Annotated in this window: 16 protein-coding genes; 9 read left to right on the forward strand and 7 right to left on the reverse strand. The window is 58.7% G+C overall.

Going from position 1 to position 14,199, the window contains the following annotated elements:
• Positions 1-16: 16 nt before the first annotated feature.
• The gene (locus AAE029_RS25180; protein WP_371075634.1) at positions 17-625 is read right to left on the reverse strand and encodes an FRG domain-containing protein; all 609 of its coding nucleotides are present in this window, start codon (positions 623-625) and stop codon (positions 17-19) included.
• Between the two features lie 60 nt (positions 626-685).
• On the opposite strand from AAE029_RS25180, the gene AAE029_RS25185 reads away from it, so the two are divergent.
• The 4 genes from AAE029_RS25185 (at position 686) to AAE029_RS25200 (ending at position 2,434) form a co-directional block, all read left to right on the forward strand.
• Positions 686-1,426 carry a class I SAM-dependent methyltransferase gene (locus AAE029_RS25185; protein ID WP_371075635.1) on the forward strand — a complete coding sequence of 247 codons (741 nt, stop codon included), beginning with the start codon at positions 686-688 and terminating at the stop codon, positions 1,424-1,426.
• Positions 1,427-1,580: 154 nt separating this feature from the next.
• Entirely contained in the window at positions 1,581-1,751 is a 171-nt protein-coding gene (locus AAE029_RS25190) for a hypothetical protein (RefSeq protein ID WP_371075636.1), read from the forward strand.
• Between the two features lie 96 nt (positions 1,752-1,847).
• Entirely contained in the window at positions 1,848-2,000 is a 153-nt protein-coding gene (locus AAE029_RS25195) for a hypothetical protein (RefSeq protein WP_371075637.1), read from the forward strand.
• 47 nt (positions 2,001-2,047) lie between these two features.
• Positions 2,048-2,434: a glycoside hydrolase family protein gene (locus AAE029_RS25200; protein ID WP_371075638.1), complete on the forward strand. Its 387-nt coding sequence runs from the start codon at positions 2,048-2,050 to the stop codon at positions 2,432-2,434.
• Positions 2,435-3,090: 656 nt separating this feature from the next.
• Here AAE029_RS25200 and AAE029_RS25205 read toward each other — a convergent pair.
• On the reverse strand, positions 3,091-4,290 hold the full coding sequence (locus AAE029_RS25205) for an MFS transporter (RefSeq protein ID WP_371075639.1): 1,200 nt from the start codon (positions 4,288-4,290) through the stop codon (positions 3,091-3,093).
• Between the two features lie 507 nt (positions 4,291-4,797).
• Between AAE029_RS25205 and AAE029_RS25210 the strand changes: the two genes are divergently transcribed.
• The 3 genes from AAE029_RS25210 (at position 4,798) to AAE029_RS25220 (ending at position 7,448) form a co-directional block, all read left to right on the forward strand.
• Positions 4,798-5,916, forward strand: coding sequence for an alpha/beta hydrolase (locus tag AAE029_RS25210; protein ID WP_371075640.1), 1,119 nt, complete (start codon positions 4,798-4,800; stop codon positions 5,914-5,916).
• 163 nt (positions 5,917-6,079) lie between these two features.
• Entirely contained in the window at positions 6,080-6,433 is a 354-nt protein-coding gene (locus AAE029_RS25215; RefSeq protein ID WP_371075641.1) for a cyclophilin-like fold protein, read from the forward strand.
• 121 nt (positions 6,434-6,554) lie between these two features.
• Complete coding sequence (locus AAE029_RS25220; RefSeq protein ID WP_371075642.1) at positions 6,555-7,448, forward strand: LysR family transcriptional regulator; 894 nt, start codon at positions 6,555-6,557, stop codon at positions 7,446-7,448.
• Between the two features lie 26 nt (positions 7,449-7,474).
• Here AAE029_RS25220 and AAE029_RS25225 read toward each other — a convergent pair whose 3' ends face one another.
• Positions 7,475-8,212: an SDR family NAD(P)-dependent oxidoreductase gene (locus AAE029_RS25225; RefSeq protein WP_371075643.1), complete on the reverse strand. Its 738-nt coding sequence runs from the start codon at positions 8,210-8,212 to the stop codon at positions 7,475-7,477.
• 39 nt (positions 8,213-8,251) lie between these two features.
• Positions 8,252-8,641, reverse strand: a complete 390-nt coding sequence (locus AAE029_RS25230) for a DoxX family protein (RefSeq protein WP_371075644.1) — start codon at positions 8,639-8,641, stop codon at positions 8,252-8,254.
• Positions 8,642-8,799: 158 nt separating this feature from the next.
• On the opposite strand from AAE029_RS25230, the gene AAE029_RS25235 reads away from it, so the two are divergent.
• Positions 8,800-9,180, forward strand: coding sequence for a winged helix-turn-helix transcriptional regulator (locus AAE029_RS25235; protein WP_371075645.1), 381 nt, complete (start codon positions 8,800-8,802; stop codon positions 9,178-9,180).
• 319 nt (positions 9,181-9,499) lie between these two features.
• Here AAE029_RS25235 and AAE029_RS25240 read toward each other — a convergent pair whose 3' ends face one another.
• Together AAE029_RS25240 and AAE029_RS25245 are read right to left on the reverse strand one after the other, a co-directional pair.
• Positions 9,500-10,321, reverse strand: coding sequence for an SDR family oxidoreductase (locus AAE029_RS25240; RefSeq protein WP_371075646.1), 822 nt, complete (start codon positions 10,319-10,321; stop codon positions 9,500-9,502).
• 111 nt (positions 10,322-10,432) lie between these two features.
• Positions 10,433-11,626, reverse strand: a complete 1,194-nt coding sequence (locus tag AAE029_RS25245) for a phytanoyl-CoA dioxygenase family protein (protein WP_371075647.1) — start codon at positions 11,624-11,626, stop codon at positions 10,433-10,435.
• Positions 11,627-11,729: 103 nt separating this feature from the next.
• Here AAE029_RS25245 and AAE029_RS25250 point away from each other — a divergent pair, with 103 nt between their 5' ends.
• Positions 11,730-12,770 carry a LacI family DNA-binding transcriptional regulator gene (locus AAE029_RS25250; RefSeq protein ID WP_371075648.1) on the forward strand — a complete coding sequence of 347 codons (1,041 nt, stop codon included), beginning with the start codon at positions 11,730-11,732 and terminating at the stop codon, positions 12,768-12,770.
• Between the two features lie 6 nt (positions 12,771-12,776).
• On the opposite strand, the gene AAE029_RS25255 is transcribed toward AAE029_RS25250, so the two are convergent.
• Positions 12,777-13,841: a LacI family transcriptional regulator gene (locus AAE029_RS25255; protein WP_371075649.1), complete on the reverse strand. Its 1,065-nt coding sequence runs from the start codon at positions 13,839-13,841 to the stop codon at positions 12,777-12,779.
• Positions 13,842-14,199: the final 358 nt, after the last annotated feature.

The following is a 14,199-nucleotide window of genomic DNA, read 5'->3' on the forward strand; positions in this document are numbered from 1 at the left end:
ACGTTTATCGACGGAGTCAGTAGGTACAAGAGGCCACGACTCCAGGAGTCGAGTCCATGGCCTGAAGTTCGAAGAGCCCAAACGCATATATCCTTGCCGGGGTTTCGTCGTCAGCCGCAAAGAATGCCGCGATGAGAGGGCTGGTCGTCCGATCTAGCAAATTGGTGGGAACACCGTGATGCTGAGCCAGGGCGCGCATCTCGACTTCATCCTGCGGCACGGGTAGTCCAACGTCACGAGCAATCTCTTTGAACCACGAGCATGCTTGCAACACAGCCCGCTCATTGCTTTTCCGTAGCCACTGATCAATCTGCTCTTCTGTTCTATAGGGAGGTGTTTGATACGCTCTCTCGCGGATTCCCTCAATTAGCGACGTCAGTCTGTTCGCTGGCCCTAAGGGCTTAAATGCGCTTGGTAATAAATCCCAGTCGCTATCTGCATGGCCTCGAAAGACAAATGAAGGCCTCTCGTCCCCGGTCTCCCACCAGTGGTCATTGGAGAGATGCAGGTACCCCAGAAACTCCCGAGCTGTACGTGTTTTGATCATCTCGATCTCCGCCATGTCTTGCCATCTTTTACGTTTGGAATCGCAGCTAACTAGATCGCGGATTTCAATCTCCGGCAATTAGGTTTTCAACACGCGGAATTTGTATTAGCGTCGACGCATTTACATGCGGGGCGCTCGATGGATTACAACTATTACCATGCTCACAGGGCGAACAGGTACAAGCGTGTGAAGGGCCGTATCGTTCTTGTCATCGGTTGCAATACAGGCGGTGATTGCCGCTACTTCGTTGATCTTGGCGCAAAGGAAGTGCATGGCGTCGACGTGGTCGATGAGATCGGCAGGGACTTTCAGCATCCTGCCGCGAGATACCATCAGGAAAGTGCCGAGGCGATGAGCTTGCCGTCGGGATCCTTCGATCTCGTCTATAGCGTTGCGACCATGGAGCATGTGCCGGACATATTCAGTGCGTTTCAGGAGATGGCGCGGGTCCTCAAGCCAGGTGGCGTGATCTACAGCCTTGCTGCTCCGCTTTGGAACTCGCGCCACGGCCATCATTTTCCGCAGTATTTCGGAAACTATCCATGGGCGCATTTGCGTTTGAGCCGAGACGAAGCAATCAGGTATCTAGCCGAAAACAAAGTTGCGATTGCCGAGGCCAATGGCACGATTCATGACGTCGTCGACTATATGCGTGATGCAAGAAACTTCAACATGCGTCCGTCCACAGACTACATTGCCGCCACCCGGAGACTGACGGGCTTAAAGGTGAAAGCAAACATCCTTGATAGAGAGCCAAATGGCGCAGTGCCACCAGGAATTCTGGCGGAGCTCGCGGCCAAGGGTTACGAGGACTCCGACCTGCGAGCTGTGACGCACTGCTTTATAGCCAAGAAGCGAAGGCCATGGTGGAACTGGTAGACTAGGAAATACAGGGCGCCCGCGGAACGCCTTTTTGCCCATGTAGGCATTTCACGAGAACGAGCTTCGAGATCTTGAAGCAACCCAGCAAAAATCCCGCCTTTAGATAGTCAGCCGCCTCAGGGCGGCTTCTTCATTTCAAGGACACCCCCGAATGAAACTTCTCCCCGACTGGCGGCTCGCCTGGTCGCAAGTGCGCGCGCGTCTGCTGTCTGACGTCGAAGACATCCTGAAGCGCGCTTGGTCGCTGCGGCTGCTCGAGCTCGCAGCGCTTGCCGACATTGTTTTGAACATGGTCCCCGTCGTTTCCGCCTACCTGCCGTGAGTCGGCGCTTATGTGCGCGGCTTCTGGCTCGGCCTGCGGCGGCCGAAACGGCGGACAACGCCGAAAGGCAGACGACCGAAACCAAGGAACCGACCAATGCCAATCAATAAGATTGTTGCGACAAAGCGCGGCAAAGCTCTCATAGGGACCATTGTTGCCGCTGCTGTTAGCGGCATGGTCGCCATTTTTCCTGGCCAGCCTGCCGTCCATGACGACACTGCACTGGCAATCAAGATCTTGCAATCGTAGGAAGGACGATCGCTTGTCGCGTATCTTGATAGGCTAGGAAACCGCCCGTGGTGACGATTTGTGACGTCGACACGACCGACGTCAAAATGGGCATGGTCGAAACCAACGCCGGCTGTGACAAGCGCACCGCCGTGAAGCTTGAGCGCGACTATCGGCCTTACCTCGTCAAGTGTATCGCCGCATGGGATAAGAAACCACTCAGTTGGCGCGGCTCGATGCTGACGCTGCCATGGAATGTTGGCGTGAGCGCGACCTGTAACTCTACGGCCGCTAGGCTCGCCAGAGAAGGCAGGTATCGGGAAAGCTGTGAAGCCGCTACAGCATTCAACAAGTCGGGCGGCGTGCGCCTCAAGGGCTTAGTGAATCGCCGCGAGATGGGCGACGCCAATCGCGTCGGCGAAGCTGAAGTCTGTGTACCGGGGCTGCCGGCATGATTGCTTTCCTATTCAGCAAAACCGGCCACAAGATTGTCGCGGTCGTGGCTGTCTCCTCGCGCATTTCCTTTTCCAACTGGGCCACTACCGAGATCAGTAGGTCTATGGCGTATCGCACCTCAGCGATCTCAAAGCCCTACCAGTCGGGGCCAAGGCGCGGCGTATCGAGCTGCGCCCACTGCCCGGCATTCGAGGACTCGCCGCAACGTCGTCGGCGTCTTCAATTACAAGTTTGGGTTCTACCCAATCGAGACACGTTTGCGCGGTGGCCGATTCGGATGACTTCGCCATACGGACGCGAATGACCAGATCTGCCTTGAAGTCCACCTTCTTGCGTCACCGTCACCATTCGAGCCTCCCCGATCCTCCCGCCAGTATGGACTTGTCTCAGGTGCCACCAATTCGCCAAATGGGAGTCGCCGCGACAAGTTTCGTGGTGCGGGAAGATCCGGCAGTACATCAAGGAACCAGTGTGGAAACGGCGGGAATACCGTTCTTTGCCGCCTTCAAAGATTGTGAAAACCCGCTCGTCTTGTTGTGTGAACCGTTTTATGGCTTCGATCTCGCCAAAGCGCCTCCGCGATTGCATTGTCGATACCGAGAATGAGCAAAACGTCGACAGGCACGAGGTCGGCATCGCCATCTTACGCGCCGACTTAAGCTGCCTGGATTCGCGCCTTTCGTGACGTCGCGACAGCGAGAAGGGCCGCAATTACGAGAAGGAGTGCGCTTACCCCGAAGGTAGCCTGGTAGCCCGTGGCATCGAACAGCAGCCCGCCGACCGTCGCCCCCAAGGTGATGGCAAGCTGCACGGCAGCCACCATAAGGCCACCACCGGCCTCGGCATCGTCGGGCAAGGTCCTCGCCACCCATGTCCACCAGCCAACGGGTGCTGAGGTTGCGAAAAGTCCCCAGATGCCAAGCAGCAGCGCCGCCACGGCTACCCAAGCTCCGAACACAATGAGGGCCACTGCGATCAATGCCATCAGCACGGGGATCACAATCAGGGTCGCGTAAACACCGTTCTTCAGAAATGCGCCGATGACACTGGTGCCGATGAAGCCTGTTACTCCCATCATCAGCAGCACCAACGACAGGGTGGAAACATCGACGTGGGCTTCCAACTCCAAGAATGGCCGCAGATAGGTGAACAGCGCGAACTGTCCCATGAAGAAGAGGCTGACGGCTGCCATGCCGAAAGCGACGACCGGGCGATTCAGCAGCCCGAGCGCATTTGCTGATCCTGACCGAGGCTCAGCCTTCATGGAAGGAAGGCTGAAGAGTTGCCACGCGAAAACGACCGCCGCGACCGGAACGACGCAGAAGAAGGCACCTCGCCATCCGATGATCGTGCCGAGGAAGCTTCCAAGCGGTGCCGCAACGACCGTTGCAAGGGCGTTCCCGCCATTCACGATCGCCAGCGCCCGCGGTACCAGGTCGTCGGGTACAAGCCTCATCGCCGTCGCCGCCGACATCGACCAGAAGCCGCCGATCACAACCCCAATGAACGCTCGGCCAAGCATGAAGATCTCATAGTTCGGCGCGATCGCCACGACGGTCCCTGACACCATCATGAGTGCAGTCAGGACAAGCAGCAGGTGTTTGCGGTCGAAGCGCCCCGCCACCGATGCAATGCAAAGGCTCGTCAGGACGGCGAGTGCGCCCGATACGGAGATTGCCTGTCCAGCTTGGCCTTCGGTAATCTGCAAATCGGAGGCGATCGGGGTCAGCAAACTAACGGGCATGAACTCGGACGCGACCAACGCGAACGCACCCAAAGACAGTGCGAGGACGGCGCCCCACGCCGCAGGACGAGTATCGGTTTGGCGGTCCTCGGATGAGACTGATGTAAGCATTATTGGGTCTACCTCGACGCCACGAGAACCGCCGGCCCCTCGAGAGGGGCTGCATGTCTGCCGTCCTCAGGCTTTGTTTGATCTTGTGTGGGATGGCCTTGGGCCAAATGGATTCAGTCTCAAGGGTGCAGCCGGCGAGAGCCGATGAATCTCCTGTCGGTCGCTCAGACCATCCATCGTCAAAGAGGTAGTTGAGGCGTCCATCAGAAACTAGTCGTCTGAAAGTGCATGCGATTATGATCTGTGCTCATCAATCCGATGACGCGCGCTCGCCGTGGCCGCCGCCGCTAGAGCCGGATGATTTCAGGTTGGATCGACCTGAAGTCTGAATCCGTCTCTAAATCAAAAAGTGAGAGCGGGAGTCGCCCGAAAACCGCGCATGCTTTTCTGCGTCCCGCTCTAGAAGCGTGTTATTTATGAGCAGAACTCATCACTACAAGCGAAACCAAGGGTCTAATTCATACGGCGAGCTGCAGCTACATCTTCGACCGTCAAGGAGATTCGAAGATGACCAAGCTGATTGAAGCAGACGACCCAAATGCACGTGACATCGAATTAGACGTCGCGCGACGCAACCTCCTCAAATTGACGGGCGCGGGTGCTGCGGTGCTCGGCCTGATGCCAATTATCGGCATCTCAGCAGCAAAGGCCCAAGACATGTCGAATGGCGCGAACAACTTCTATACGAGCGACAAGGTGAACCTGCAGAAGGTGGCCTTCAAGACCCAGTACCAGATGAACGTCGCTGGGAACCTCTATATTCCCAAGGATCTTAGGCCAGGAACGTCGATCCCTGCAATCATCGTCGGCCATCCAATGGGCGCCGTGAAGGAGCAGAGCGCCAACCTGTATGCAACCAAGATGGCTGAAATGGGCTTCGCCGCGATGTCCATAGACCTGCCTTTCTGGGGCGAAAGCGACGGCCAGGCGCGCAACCTCGTTTCGCCGGACGTCTACGCGGAAGGCTTCAGCGCAGGTGTCGATTTCCTCGGTACTCAGCCTTTTGTCGACCGAGAGCGGATCGGCGCGATCGGCATTTGCGGCAGCGGCAGCTTTGTCATCAGCGCGGCGAAGATCGATCCGCGCATGAAGGCCGTCGCCACGGTCAGCATGTACGACATGGGCGCCGCCAACCGCAACGCGCTGAACCACTCATTGAGCGTCGAACAGCGAAAACAGATCATCGCGGCGGCGGCCGAGCAACGCTACGTCGAGTTCGCAGGCGGCGAGACGAAGTACACGAGTGGCACGGTCCACGAGCTGCCCCCCGAATCCGACCCGATCCAGCGTGAATTCTATGACTTCTACCGCACTCCACGGGGAGAGTTCACACCCAAAGGCGGCTCGCCACTGACGACGACGCACCCGACGTTGACGAGCAACGTCAAGTTCATGAACTTCTACCCGTTCAATGACATCGAGACGATTTCTCCCCGGCCGATGCTGTTCATCACGGGCGACCAGGCTCACTCCCGGGAGTTCAGCGAGGATGCGTACAAGCGTGCGGCCGAGCCAAAGGAGCTTGTTTGGGTCCCGGGTGCCGGTCACGTCGACCTCTACGACCGTGTGGATCTCATCCCGTTCGATAAGCTGCAGTCCTTCTTCGACCGCCACCTTGCGGCCTGACAGGACTCGATCAGCCGACGGCCGCTTTAGTTGCGCGAAATACCTCCGAGTTTTTCTTCGCTCTGCAGCAACCAAGGCGGCCGTTAAAATAAATGCTTAAGAGGGCCGCTACGCTACGCACGCTTTTAGCTGCTGCCCCGCACTCATGCCGATGGAACACCCAATGGCACAAGACCGTATTCTGATCTCTTCTGAATGGGGAACAGTTTCGGCGGATCTCGCCGATAACGACGCGACGCAGGCGCTGAAGCAGATGTTGCCGATCACGATAGAAATGCGTGATCATCTACGTCAGGAAAAGACGGGCGATCTTCCTTCGACGCTTCCGGAAGTCTCACGGCAGCGCGATTTTACCATCGGAACACTTGGCCTCTGGGGACCTGATCACTTCGTCATCTATTACCGCAGCGGTCGTGTCCCGCAGCCAGGCATCGTGGTCCTGGGCAAGGTGACGGGCAATGTCTCGATTTTTGATCGCCCCGGTCCTGTCACTGTTCGCGTCCAGATCGGGAACTGAACCGGCGCTCGACCTCACGTCCAAGGGAGTATCGCCGCTTTACCTTCGCAGCCTTCGGGTTCGCTGTCATCAGCCGGGTTTCCCGATATAATGGATGTCTTTCCATGAAAGGGATTCATGAGTGGCGCGTGAGAGCATAAACGATCTAATGATCTTTCTGGCCGTCGCCAGGGAGCAAAGTTTCACGCGGGCTGCGGCCAAGATGGGGGTCTCGCAGTCCGCGCTGAGCCACACTATCCGCCAACTCGAAGCACGGTTGGGCGTCCGGTTGCTGACGCGCACGACCCGGGCCGTATCGCTGACAGAGGCCGGCGAGCGTCTGCTCAACGGGATCGGTCCTCATTTCGATGAGATCGAAACACAGGTCGACGCGCTCAGCGAGTTGCGGGACAAACCGGCGGGTACGATCCGCATTACGGCTGCTGACTATGCAATCAAGTATGTCCTCTGGCCGAAACTCCGAAAATTCCTGCCAAAATACCCTGACATCAAGGTCGAGCTCGTGCTCGACAACGGGCTGACCGACATCGTCACCGAGCGCTACGACGCTGGAGTTCGCATGGGCGAGCACCTTGCAAAGGACATGATCTCGGCTCGAATTGGCCCGGACTTCTGCCTCGCGGTCGTTGGCGCGCCATCTTACTTCGCCAATCATTCCGAACCCGTCCACCCGAAAGACCTCGTTTCGCACACCTGCATCAATTTCCGGCTTCCAAGCTCTGGCGGGCTATACGCCTGGGAGTTCGAAGAGGATGGCCGAGAGATTAGAATCCGCGTCGATGGCCAGCTTGCCTTCAGCAATATCTTCAACTCTCTCGATGCGGCCGTCGACGGTTTCGGCCTCGCCTACATCCCGGAAGAGATCATCCTGCCCTACGTCGAGGACGGCCGGCTGGTCCGCGTGCTCCAGAAGTGGTCGCCCTATTGGGACGGTTATCACCTCTACTATCCCAGCCGGCGTCAGTCCTCTCCGGCGTTCGTTGCGCTGGTCGAAGCGCTGAGACATCGTGACTGATACGACCCGCCACAGCCCGCTATAGCTCAGCGCGCGCTATCGATGATTGAGCCGCCATCAGGGGTGAGGCTGTAGCCCGTGAGGAACTGCGCATCCTTGCTCGCGAGGAAAACGACGACAGGCGCAATGTCCTCTTCCGGCGAACCATGGCGCGCGAGCGGGTTCGTTGCTGGGGGAGTATCTCCGCCCCAAGTGTTCGCGATCGGCAGGACGTTGTTAACGGTGATTTTGTCCACGCCCCACTCGCGGGCGGCCACGCGCGTGAGGGCGCGGATCGCTTCCTTTGCCATGTTATACGGACCATAGGGCGGCATACCGAGCACACCAGCCAACGAGGCAAAGTTGATAACGCGCCCGTTTCCGCTCGCCTTGAGATGAGGATAGCAAGCCTGCATCGTCCGCAGGTAAGCGATCGGCCCTACATCCAAGTTGCGCTGCAGTTGCTCGACCGAGAGGTCGATAATCGACGACTGGACCACAGAGGGATCGAAGGCGTTGTTCACCAGGATGTCGATTCCGCCATAGGCCGCGGCGACCTTGTCCACTGCAGCTTTGATTTGATCGGCGTCGCCGATGTCGCAAGGCACGCCGAGCGCGGTACCGCCAGCGGCCTCGATGTCCGCGACAACCGCGCCCACGTTCGCGGGCGTGAGCGAAAGGACGGCAACCTTTGCACCTTCCGTGGCAAACAGCTTGGCGGTGGCGCGTCCGATGCCGCGACCGGCGCCTGTCACGATGGCAACTTTCCCGTTGAGTCGACCCATGTTCATCTCCATTCGATAAGGGTGGTGGTTTCGGACGCGTCAGAGCATCGCCGTTTGCACGTAGGGTGACGAAATTTCGCGAGCGGCGTTCTGCGTGATGAAAGAGGCTGCAAGAAGCGCGAGGCCGACCGCTGCCGGCACTGCGCCGCCGGGCTTCCGGACACCGAGATGTGCTAACCCGGACAGCAGCAGATGATAGAAGATGCCGGCGTAGGCGAGATCGCTGAGCGCAACACTGAAGCGCGACAGGATGGCGGCCACGCCCAGGACCTTCACGGCGATCATGACCGGCACGAGATAGGCAGGGTAGCCAAGATTGGCGAGAGCCTGTCGGACCCAGTTCCCTTTGGTCAAGTAGATATGGGCGGAAGTTAGATAGAGCAGCGACAGAAGTGCCGTGCTGATCCAATAGATGTAAATTGCGGACATGACGTCTTCCTCGTCGCTGTAGCAGCAGCAGCAACGCCTCTTTCATCGACTTTGTTAGTTGGTCTCCAGGACCATCTTTACTTCGGTGCCTGCAGCGCACATTGAAAATGTCGACTAAGATCGATATTCGCAAGTAGGATGAATAACTTGCGCTTAGTATGGAAAACCAGACTATGGCCGAAGAAGAGATCAATATGCACGAGGAGATGCGCCGAGCATTCGCGCTGCTCTCGGGCAAGTGGAAGCTGGAGATCATGTGGCTGCTTAACCAGCGGATCTACCGCTTCGGGGAGCTGCGAAAGGCAATCCCTGGAATCACTCAGCACATGCTGACGGCACAACTGCGCGAACTCGAAGCCGATGGTCTTGTGTCGCGCACCGTGTTCGCGGAAGTGCCGCCTCGGGTCGAATATGAGATTACGCCAAAGGCGCGCGGGCTCGGACCGACGATGGAGGCACTGACGGCCTGGTGGAACCAGTATGGAAAGAGCGTGCCGGTAAAGCCAAGCGCACGCGGTCGCAAACCAAAAGGCGGGTAGATTTCGCGGCAGGCGATAGCCATGGCGTGTCAGGCTGCCTTGGATACTGCCGCTCGGTTGCGCCCGTAGCCTACCTTTACGACCCTCGTCGCACGTACGGGCCAAGTAGCAGCAATGAACGCCAATGTCGGGCAGGTCTATTGTTCGGTGCAGGGCTGCCGCGTCACACAATCACGGTTAAGGTCACGGTCGGAAGTCGCGTCCACCTGACATCAGGAAACCGAGCCATTGACGGCCGCAATGTCGCGCGGCGACCTCCGACGCCGGAGAGGCGAGGGAACGCAGCCGTCACCGGACCAACTGCCGCGCTCGCGTTCTTCTACAGCGCCGCAACAGGATGCGGCGAGCCGTCATAAGCGCCCCAGATCGACTGGTCGAAGCAGATAACGGAGCCGGTCATCAAGCCGGATTCCGGCGAGGATAGATAGGCGCAGGCCCGCGCCACTTCTTCCGGATCGACAAGCCGCCCGAAGGGCTGACCGGCGGCCGCCTTCTCGAGCCAGTCGGCCGGCGCATCATGATACTCTCTCTGGATTCGGTCCTCTCCTTCGGAGGCCATCCAGCCGATATTCAGTCCATTGACGCGGATGCGGTTGCGCAGAAGCGCGTAGGCGGTGTTCTTCGTCAACGTTTCCAGCGCGCCCTTGGAGGCGCAATAGGCGGCAATGAAGGGTTGGCCGGCCTTCGCCGACATGGAGCCGATATTGACGATCGTTCCTTCGATCTTCTCGCGGCGCATGATCTTCACCGTCTCCTGCATCAGGAAAAACGGTGCGCGAACATTAACGGCGAACATCGCGTCGAAAAGTTCGGGGCTGGTGTCGAGAATCGTCCCTCGGTCGGTGATGGCTGCGGCATTGACCAGTGCGTCGACGCGTCCGAAGGCCTCGTCGCACGCATCGACGACGTTGCGTGCATCCTCCACCTTGGCAAGGTCTGCCTTGACGTAGACGATCCGTGCCCCAGTCGCCGCCTCGATCTCTTCCGCTTTGGCCTTACCCTTAGCCTCATTGCGGCCGCAGATAACGATGCCTTGGGCGCCGCGTTCGGCAAAGAGCCGGGCGATGGTAGCGCCGAGCCCTTGAGTGCCGCCGGTGACGATTGCAATTTTGCCGTCGAGACGGCTGTGATCGGTACCCATAAATTCCCTCCCTGATGATCTGCCCGAACAATACCGGCGTTGCCTCTTGGCCGGAATACGTTCCTTCGCATACAAACTTATCCCGCGTGATCGGCGAGCTGCACACTGCGCTCAGCTTAGCTTCTTGTCCGCTTGCTCCGCCAAGGCTTTTGCAAATACCTCATCGCTCCATCCCTCCTTCAGAGCCTCGTGCATAAGCTGCGCCTGTGTCTTGGGCGCTAGGCCGCCGAGCGGCGGATCGCGGTCAAGGTTGGTCGGAAACGAATAGCCTTCGGCACAGGACGCAATGGCGTTCGCAGTTTCATTGTCTGAAAGTTTGCCGGCTGCCTTCAGTGCCTTGAGAGCCGGAAAGAGCGCCGCGCTCATGCGGACGCGGTCTACGGTTTCCATCGCCCTCCCGAATGCCGACGAAACCTGCAGAAGGTTCGCCACACGCTTAATATCGGCAGAGCGGTTTGTTCCGGCTGCATGGAAAAGCGCCGGGTTGAAGAAGACGACATCGCCTTTTTCAAGCGAAAGCTGCACATGGTTCTTCTCGAAGTAATCCCGGAACTCCTGACGCTTCAGGGCGAGATAACCAGGCACATAGGTCTGGCTGTGCGGCAGGAAAAGCGTCGGGCCGCTTTCGAGCGGCATGTCGCAATGGGCGACGGCGCCCTGCAGCGTCAGAACAGGCGAGAGCTTGTGCACATGGACGGGAAACTGCTCGATCACGACAGAGGTTTGAAAGCCGAGATGATAGTCGCGATGGGCCGATTGCGCCGCTCCGCCCGGATTCACGCGATTGACCTGCGCCGTCATCTGATAGCTGGGGCCGAGCCAGGCTTCGCTCGCAAGCGCCACGATGGGGTTACCATAATATTCCGCGAAGTTCTGCGGATCAGCAAGGCAATGCTTTTCCAGCGAATTCCAGATCCGGTCGTTGGCGCCGGGCTTTGCGAAATGATCGCCGCCACCTGTCGAGCTGCGATGCTGTTCCTCGATGATATCGTCGAATATTCGGCTGGCGCGATCCATGACATGCGCATCTTCATAGGCATACTTGAAGACCGCGACACCCGGACCTTCGCCGAAAGCCTCGCAGATCTCGGCAAGGATGGCGCGCCGGCCTTCTTTCGCCGCCGCAGCTTCGATCACCTTGCGGCTGTCATAGATCAGCACATTTTTCTCGACAGCCATGGCATTCGGATAATCGGCAATTGCAGTGGTTTGCTCTGCCAATGCTCTGAAATCATTGAGATCGCAGGCGTCCTCCGTCAGCCAGACGCGATCGGCTCTCAGTTTCTGCAAATTGTCGGTCTTCATGACATGCCTCCCGTCACATGATTGCGATGGGGCTACTATACGCTGGCCGTCTGGATGATATAGATCAGGAATCCATCAAAAATCCATCAAGGCCGAGGCTTGCATGGCGCATCCATTTCTCGTCAAGGACATCGCTTTTCAGGCGGGCCTAAGCACCGCGACAGTCGACCGCGTGCTGAACGGGCGGCCGGGCGTGCGCCGGCAGACGGAGATGCGGGTGAGGGCGGCGCTTGCCGAGCTCCAAAAGCAGCAGACGGGCGCTGAGATCGGCGGACGTAAACTGACGATCGACATCGTCATGGAAGCCCCAGAGCGCTTCACCGATGCGGTGCGCGACGCTTTCGAAGCAGAGGTCGCAACCTTCCTGCCAACTGTCTTTCGCTGTCGCTTTCATTTCGCGGAGGTCATGCGGCCCGCAGATCTGGCACAGCTCATCGATCGCATCCGGCTGCGCGGCACGCATGGCCTCGTGCTCAAGGCGCCGGATGTGCCGGAGATTGTCGAGGCAGTGGGGCGCGTGGCTGAAGCAGGCATTCCGGTCGTGACCCTCGTCACCGATCTGCCGAATGCGGGTCGGGCAGCCTATGCAGGAGCCGACAATCGCGCAGCGGGCGAAACTGCGGCCTATCTGATCGGTGAATATGTGGCTGGGCAACCGGCAAAGGTGCTCGTGACGCTGTCGAGCAACCGATTTCGTGGCGAGGAGGAACGCGAAATCGGTTTTCGCCGCACAGTCCGTGATCGCTATCCGCAAATCGGCATCACCGAGATCAGTGAAGGATACGGCAGGGATGAGGCGACCGCCACGCTCGTGGCGGCGGCACTTGCGCAGGATCCGGCGATCAACGCCGTCTATTCGGTCGGCGGAGGCAATCGCGCGGTACTATCCGCTTTCGAAGCAGCGGGGCGATCATTGCGAATTTTCGTCGCCCATGATCTTGATGCCGACAATCGTGCCCTTCTTCGCGAAGGGCGGCTCACCTTCGTGCTGCATCATGATCTGCGGACCGATGCCCGCTCGGCCTTCCGGACCATCATGAATCGAGGGCTGACGCCCGGGCATATGGCGGTGAATACGGATCTCTCCGCGGTCGAGATCATCACCCCCTACAATGTTCCCGGATACCCCTTGGTCGGCAGATAGCCTGATTTAACTGCCCGGCGCCGGCACCGGAAAATTGAATTGCGGTGCCTGCAGGAGATGCAGATCGGTTGCTTCCGGACGGGCAATGCGCTGCAACAGGATCCGGGCCATCTGCTCGCCGGCTGCGGTGAGATCTTCGCTGATGGTGTCGACTTGCGGCTGAATCTGGCTGAGCAGTTTCGACGTTTGCTTGGCAACAATGTCGTAATCCAAGCCCATCGTTTTCCTGGCGTCCGCGAGGCCGCTGATGGCGGCAAGCGCCGAAACCTCCCCGGGACAGACGAAGCCATCGGGCGCGTCGGCTTCTGCCGCTCGGCGACGGATATTGTCGCGTACCAGACCGGCCGGCGAATCGAGATCGATGCCTTCGAGGATTTCATAGGCAACGCCCGCCTCGCGTACCGCCGTCATGAAGCCATGCAGCACGTGCTGGGAGAAAGTGAGCCGTTTCGGCGGCAAGATCACCGCCACCTTGTTGCGGCCCTTTGAGATCAGGCGCCGCGTCGCCTCGTAGGCAAAGGCGAAATTGTCGAAGTCGACATAGGGATGTTGTGTCGAAAACTCCGTACGGCCGTGAGAGACAAAGGGAAAGCCGGTTTCGAGCAGCAGGCGAACGCGACCGTCGAATGGCTCGGTGCGTGAAAAAATAAGCCCGTCGGCAAGATTGTTGCGGATGATATGGCCCACCGCCTCGACATTGCTGGTGGCAAGAAGATTCGGCGTAATGATAAGATGATAGGATGTGCTGCGCAGCGCCTCGGCAATGCCGTACATGATCGAGGTACCGAAGCCGACGACTTCCTCGTGTGGATCGAGTAGAATGCTGATGACATTGGTCCGGCCAGTCTTCAGACGCTGCGCCGCGCGGTCTGGCAGATAGCCGATCTCGCGGGCGACCTGATGAACCCGCTGTCGTGTCTCAAGCGATATTTGCGGCGCATCGCTGAGCGCGCGTGAGACTGTGGTGACGGCAAGGCCGGTGAGATCGGCAATGGTGCGGAGAGTGGGCTTGCCACGCCCTTGAAAAACGTCGGAACTTTCGGTGCGCGCGGATTTCGGCGTATCGTTCACTATCGTGTCCTGGAGACTGTGCGGCTAGAAAACATAGCGTCGCCAGGACCAGTAGGCAATCGGTTATGAAAACGTTTTAAATCCCGCAGCGCAGAAGAACGAAGGGTGGGCGCGAGGCATGAACTGGGCCGCAGCGCTTAATTTCAGGGCGGATATGGACCTCCATTTGCAGGACTTGACGCCGGCGGGCTTATAACGTTTTAAATGAGCCAGAGCAGCTGGGAGGCTGCGTTGATTTGTCTTCCGCGAAAGCGGGAGACCGAGGGCAGCGGGAAAAGGTCACGCTGCGGCAACTGGTGAAACGGGAGGATTACCATGCGTAAGTTGATGGCATCGACGGCAGTGGGAGCGCTGTTGC

Origin of the sequence: Sinorhizobium sp. CB7, assembly GCF_041357635.1 — a bacterium.
In the GTDB taxonomy this organism is placed as follows: Bacteria; Pseudomonadota; Alphaproteobacteria; order Rhizobiales; family Rhizobiaceae; genus Rhizobium.

Bases quoted from the DNA above. Each gene is read 5' to 3' on its own strand.
- AAE029_RS25185 (WP_371075635.1), top strand. From the start codon at position 686: ATGGATTACAACTATTACCATGCTCACAGGGCGAACAGGTACAAGCGT.
- AAE029_RS25190 (WP_371075636.1), top strand. From the start codon at position 1,581: ATGAAACTTCTCCCCGACTGGCGGCTCGCCTGGTCGCAAGTGCGCGCG.
- AAE029_RS25195 (WP_371075637.1), top strand. From the start codon at position 1,848: ATGCCAATCAATAAGATTGTTGCGACAAAGCGCGGCAAAGCTCTCATA.
- AAE029_RS25205 (WP_371075639.1), bottom strand. From the start codon at position 4,290: ATGCTTACATCAGTCTCATCCGAGGACCGCCAAACCGATACTCGTCCT.
- AAE029_RS25210 (WP_371075640.1), top strand. From the start codon at position 4,798: ATGACCAAGCTGATTGAAGCAGACGACCCAAATGCACGTGACATCGAA.
- AAE029_RS25215 (WP_371075641.1), top strand. From the start codon at position 6,080: ATGGCACAAGACCGTATTCTGATCTCTTCTGAATGGGGAACAGTTTCG.
- AAE029_RS25225 (WP_371075643.1), bottom strand. From the start codon at position 8,212: ATGGGTCGACTCAACGGGAAAGTTGCCATCGTGACAGGCGCCGGTCGC.
- AAE029_RS25230 (WP_371075644.1), bottom strand. From the start codon at position 8,641: ATGTCCGCAATTTACATCTATTGGATCAGCACGGCACTTCTGTCGCTG.
- AAE029_RS25235 (WP_371075645.1), top strand. From the start codon at position 8,800: ATGGAAAACCAGACTATGGCCGAAGAAGAGATCAATATGCACGAGGAG.
- AAE029_RS25240 (WP_371075646.1), bottom strand. From the start codon at position 10,321: ATGGGTACCGATCACAGCCGTCTCGACGGCAAAATTGCAATCGTCACC.
- AAE029_RS25245 (WP_371075647.1), bottom strand. From the start codon at position 11,626: ATGAAGACCGACAATTTGCAGAAACTGAGAGCCGATCGCGTCTGGCTG.
- AAE029_RS25250 (WP_371075648.1), top strand. From the start codon at position 11,730: ATGGCGCATCCATTTCTCGTCAAGGACATCGCTTTTCAGGCGGGCCTA.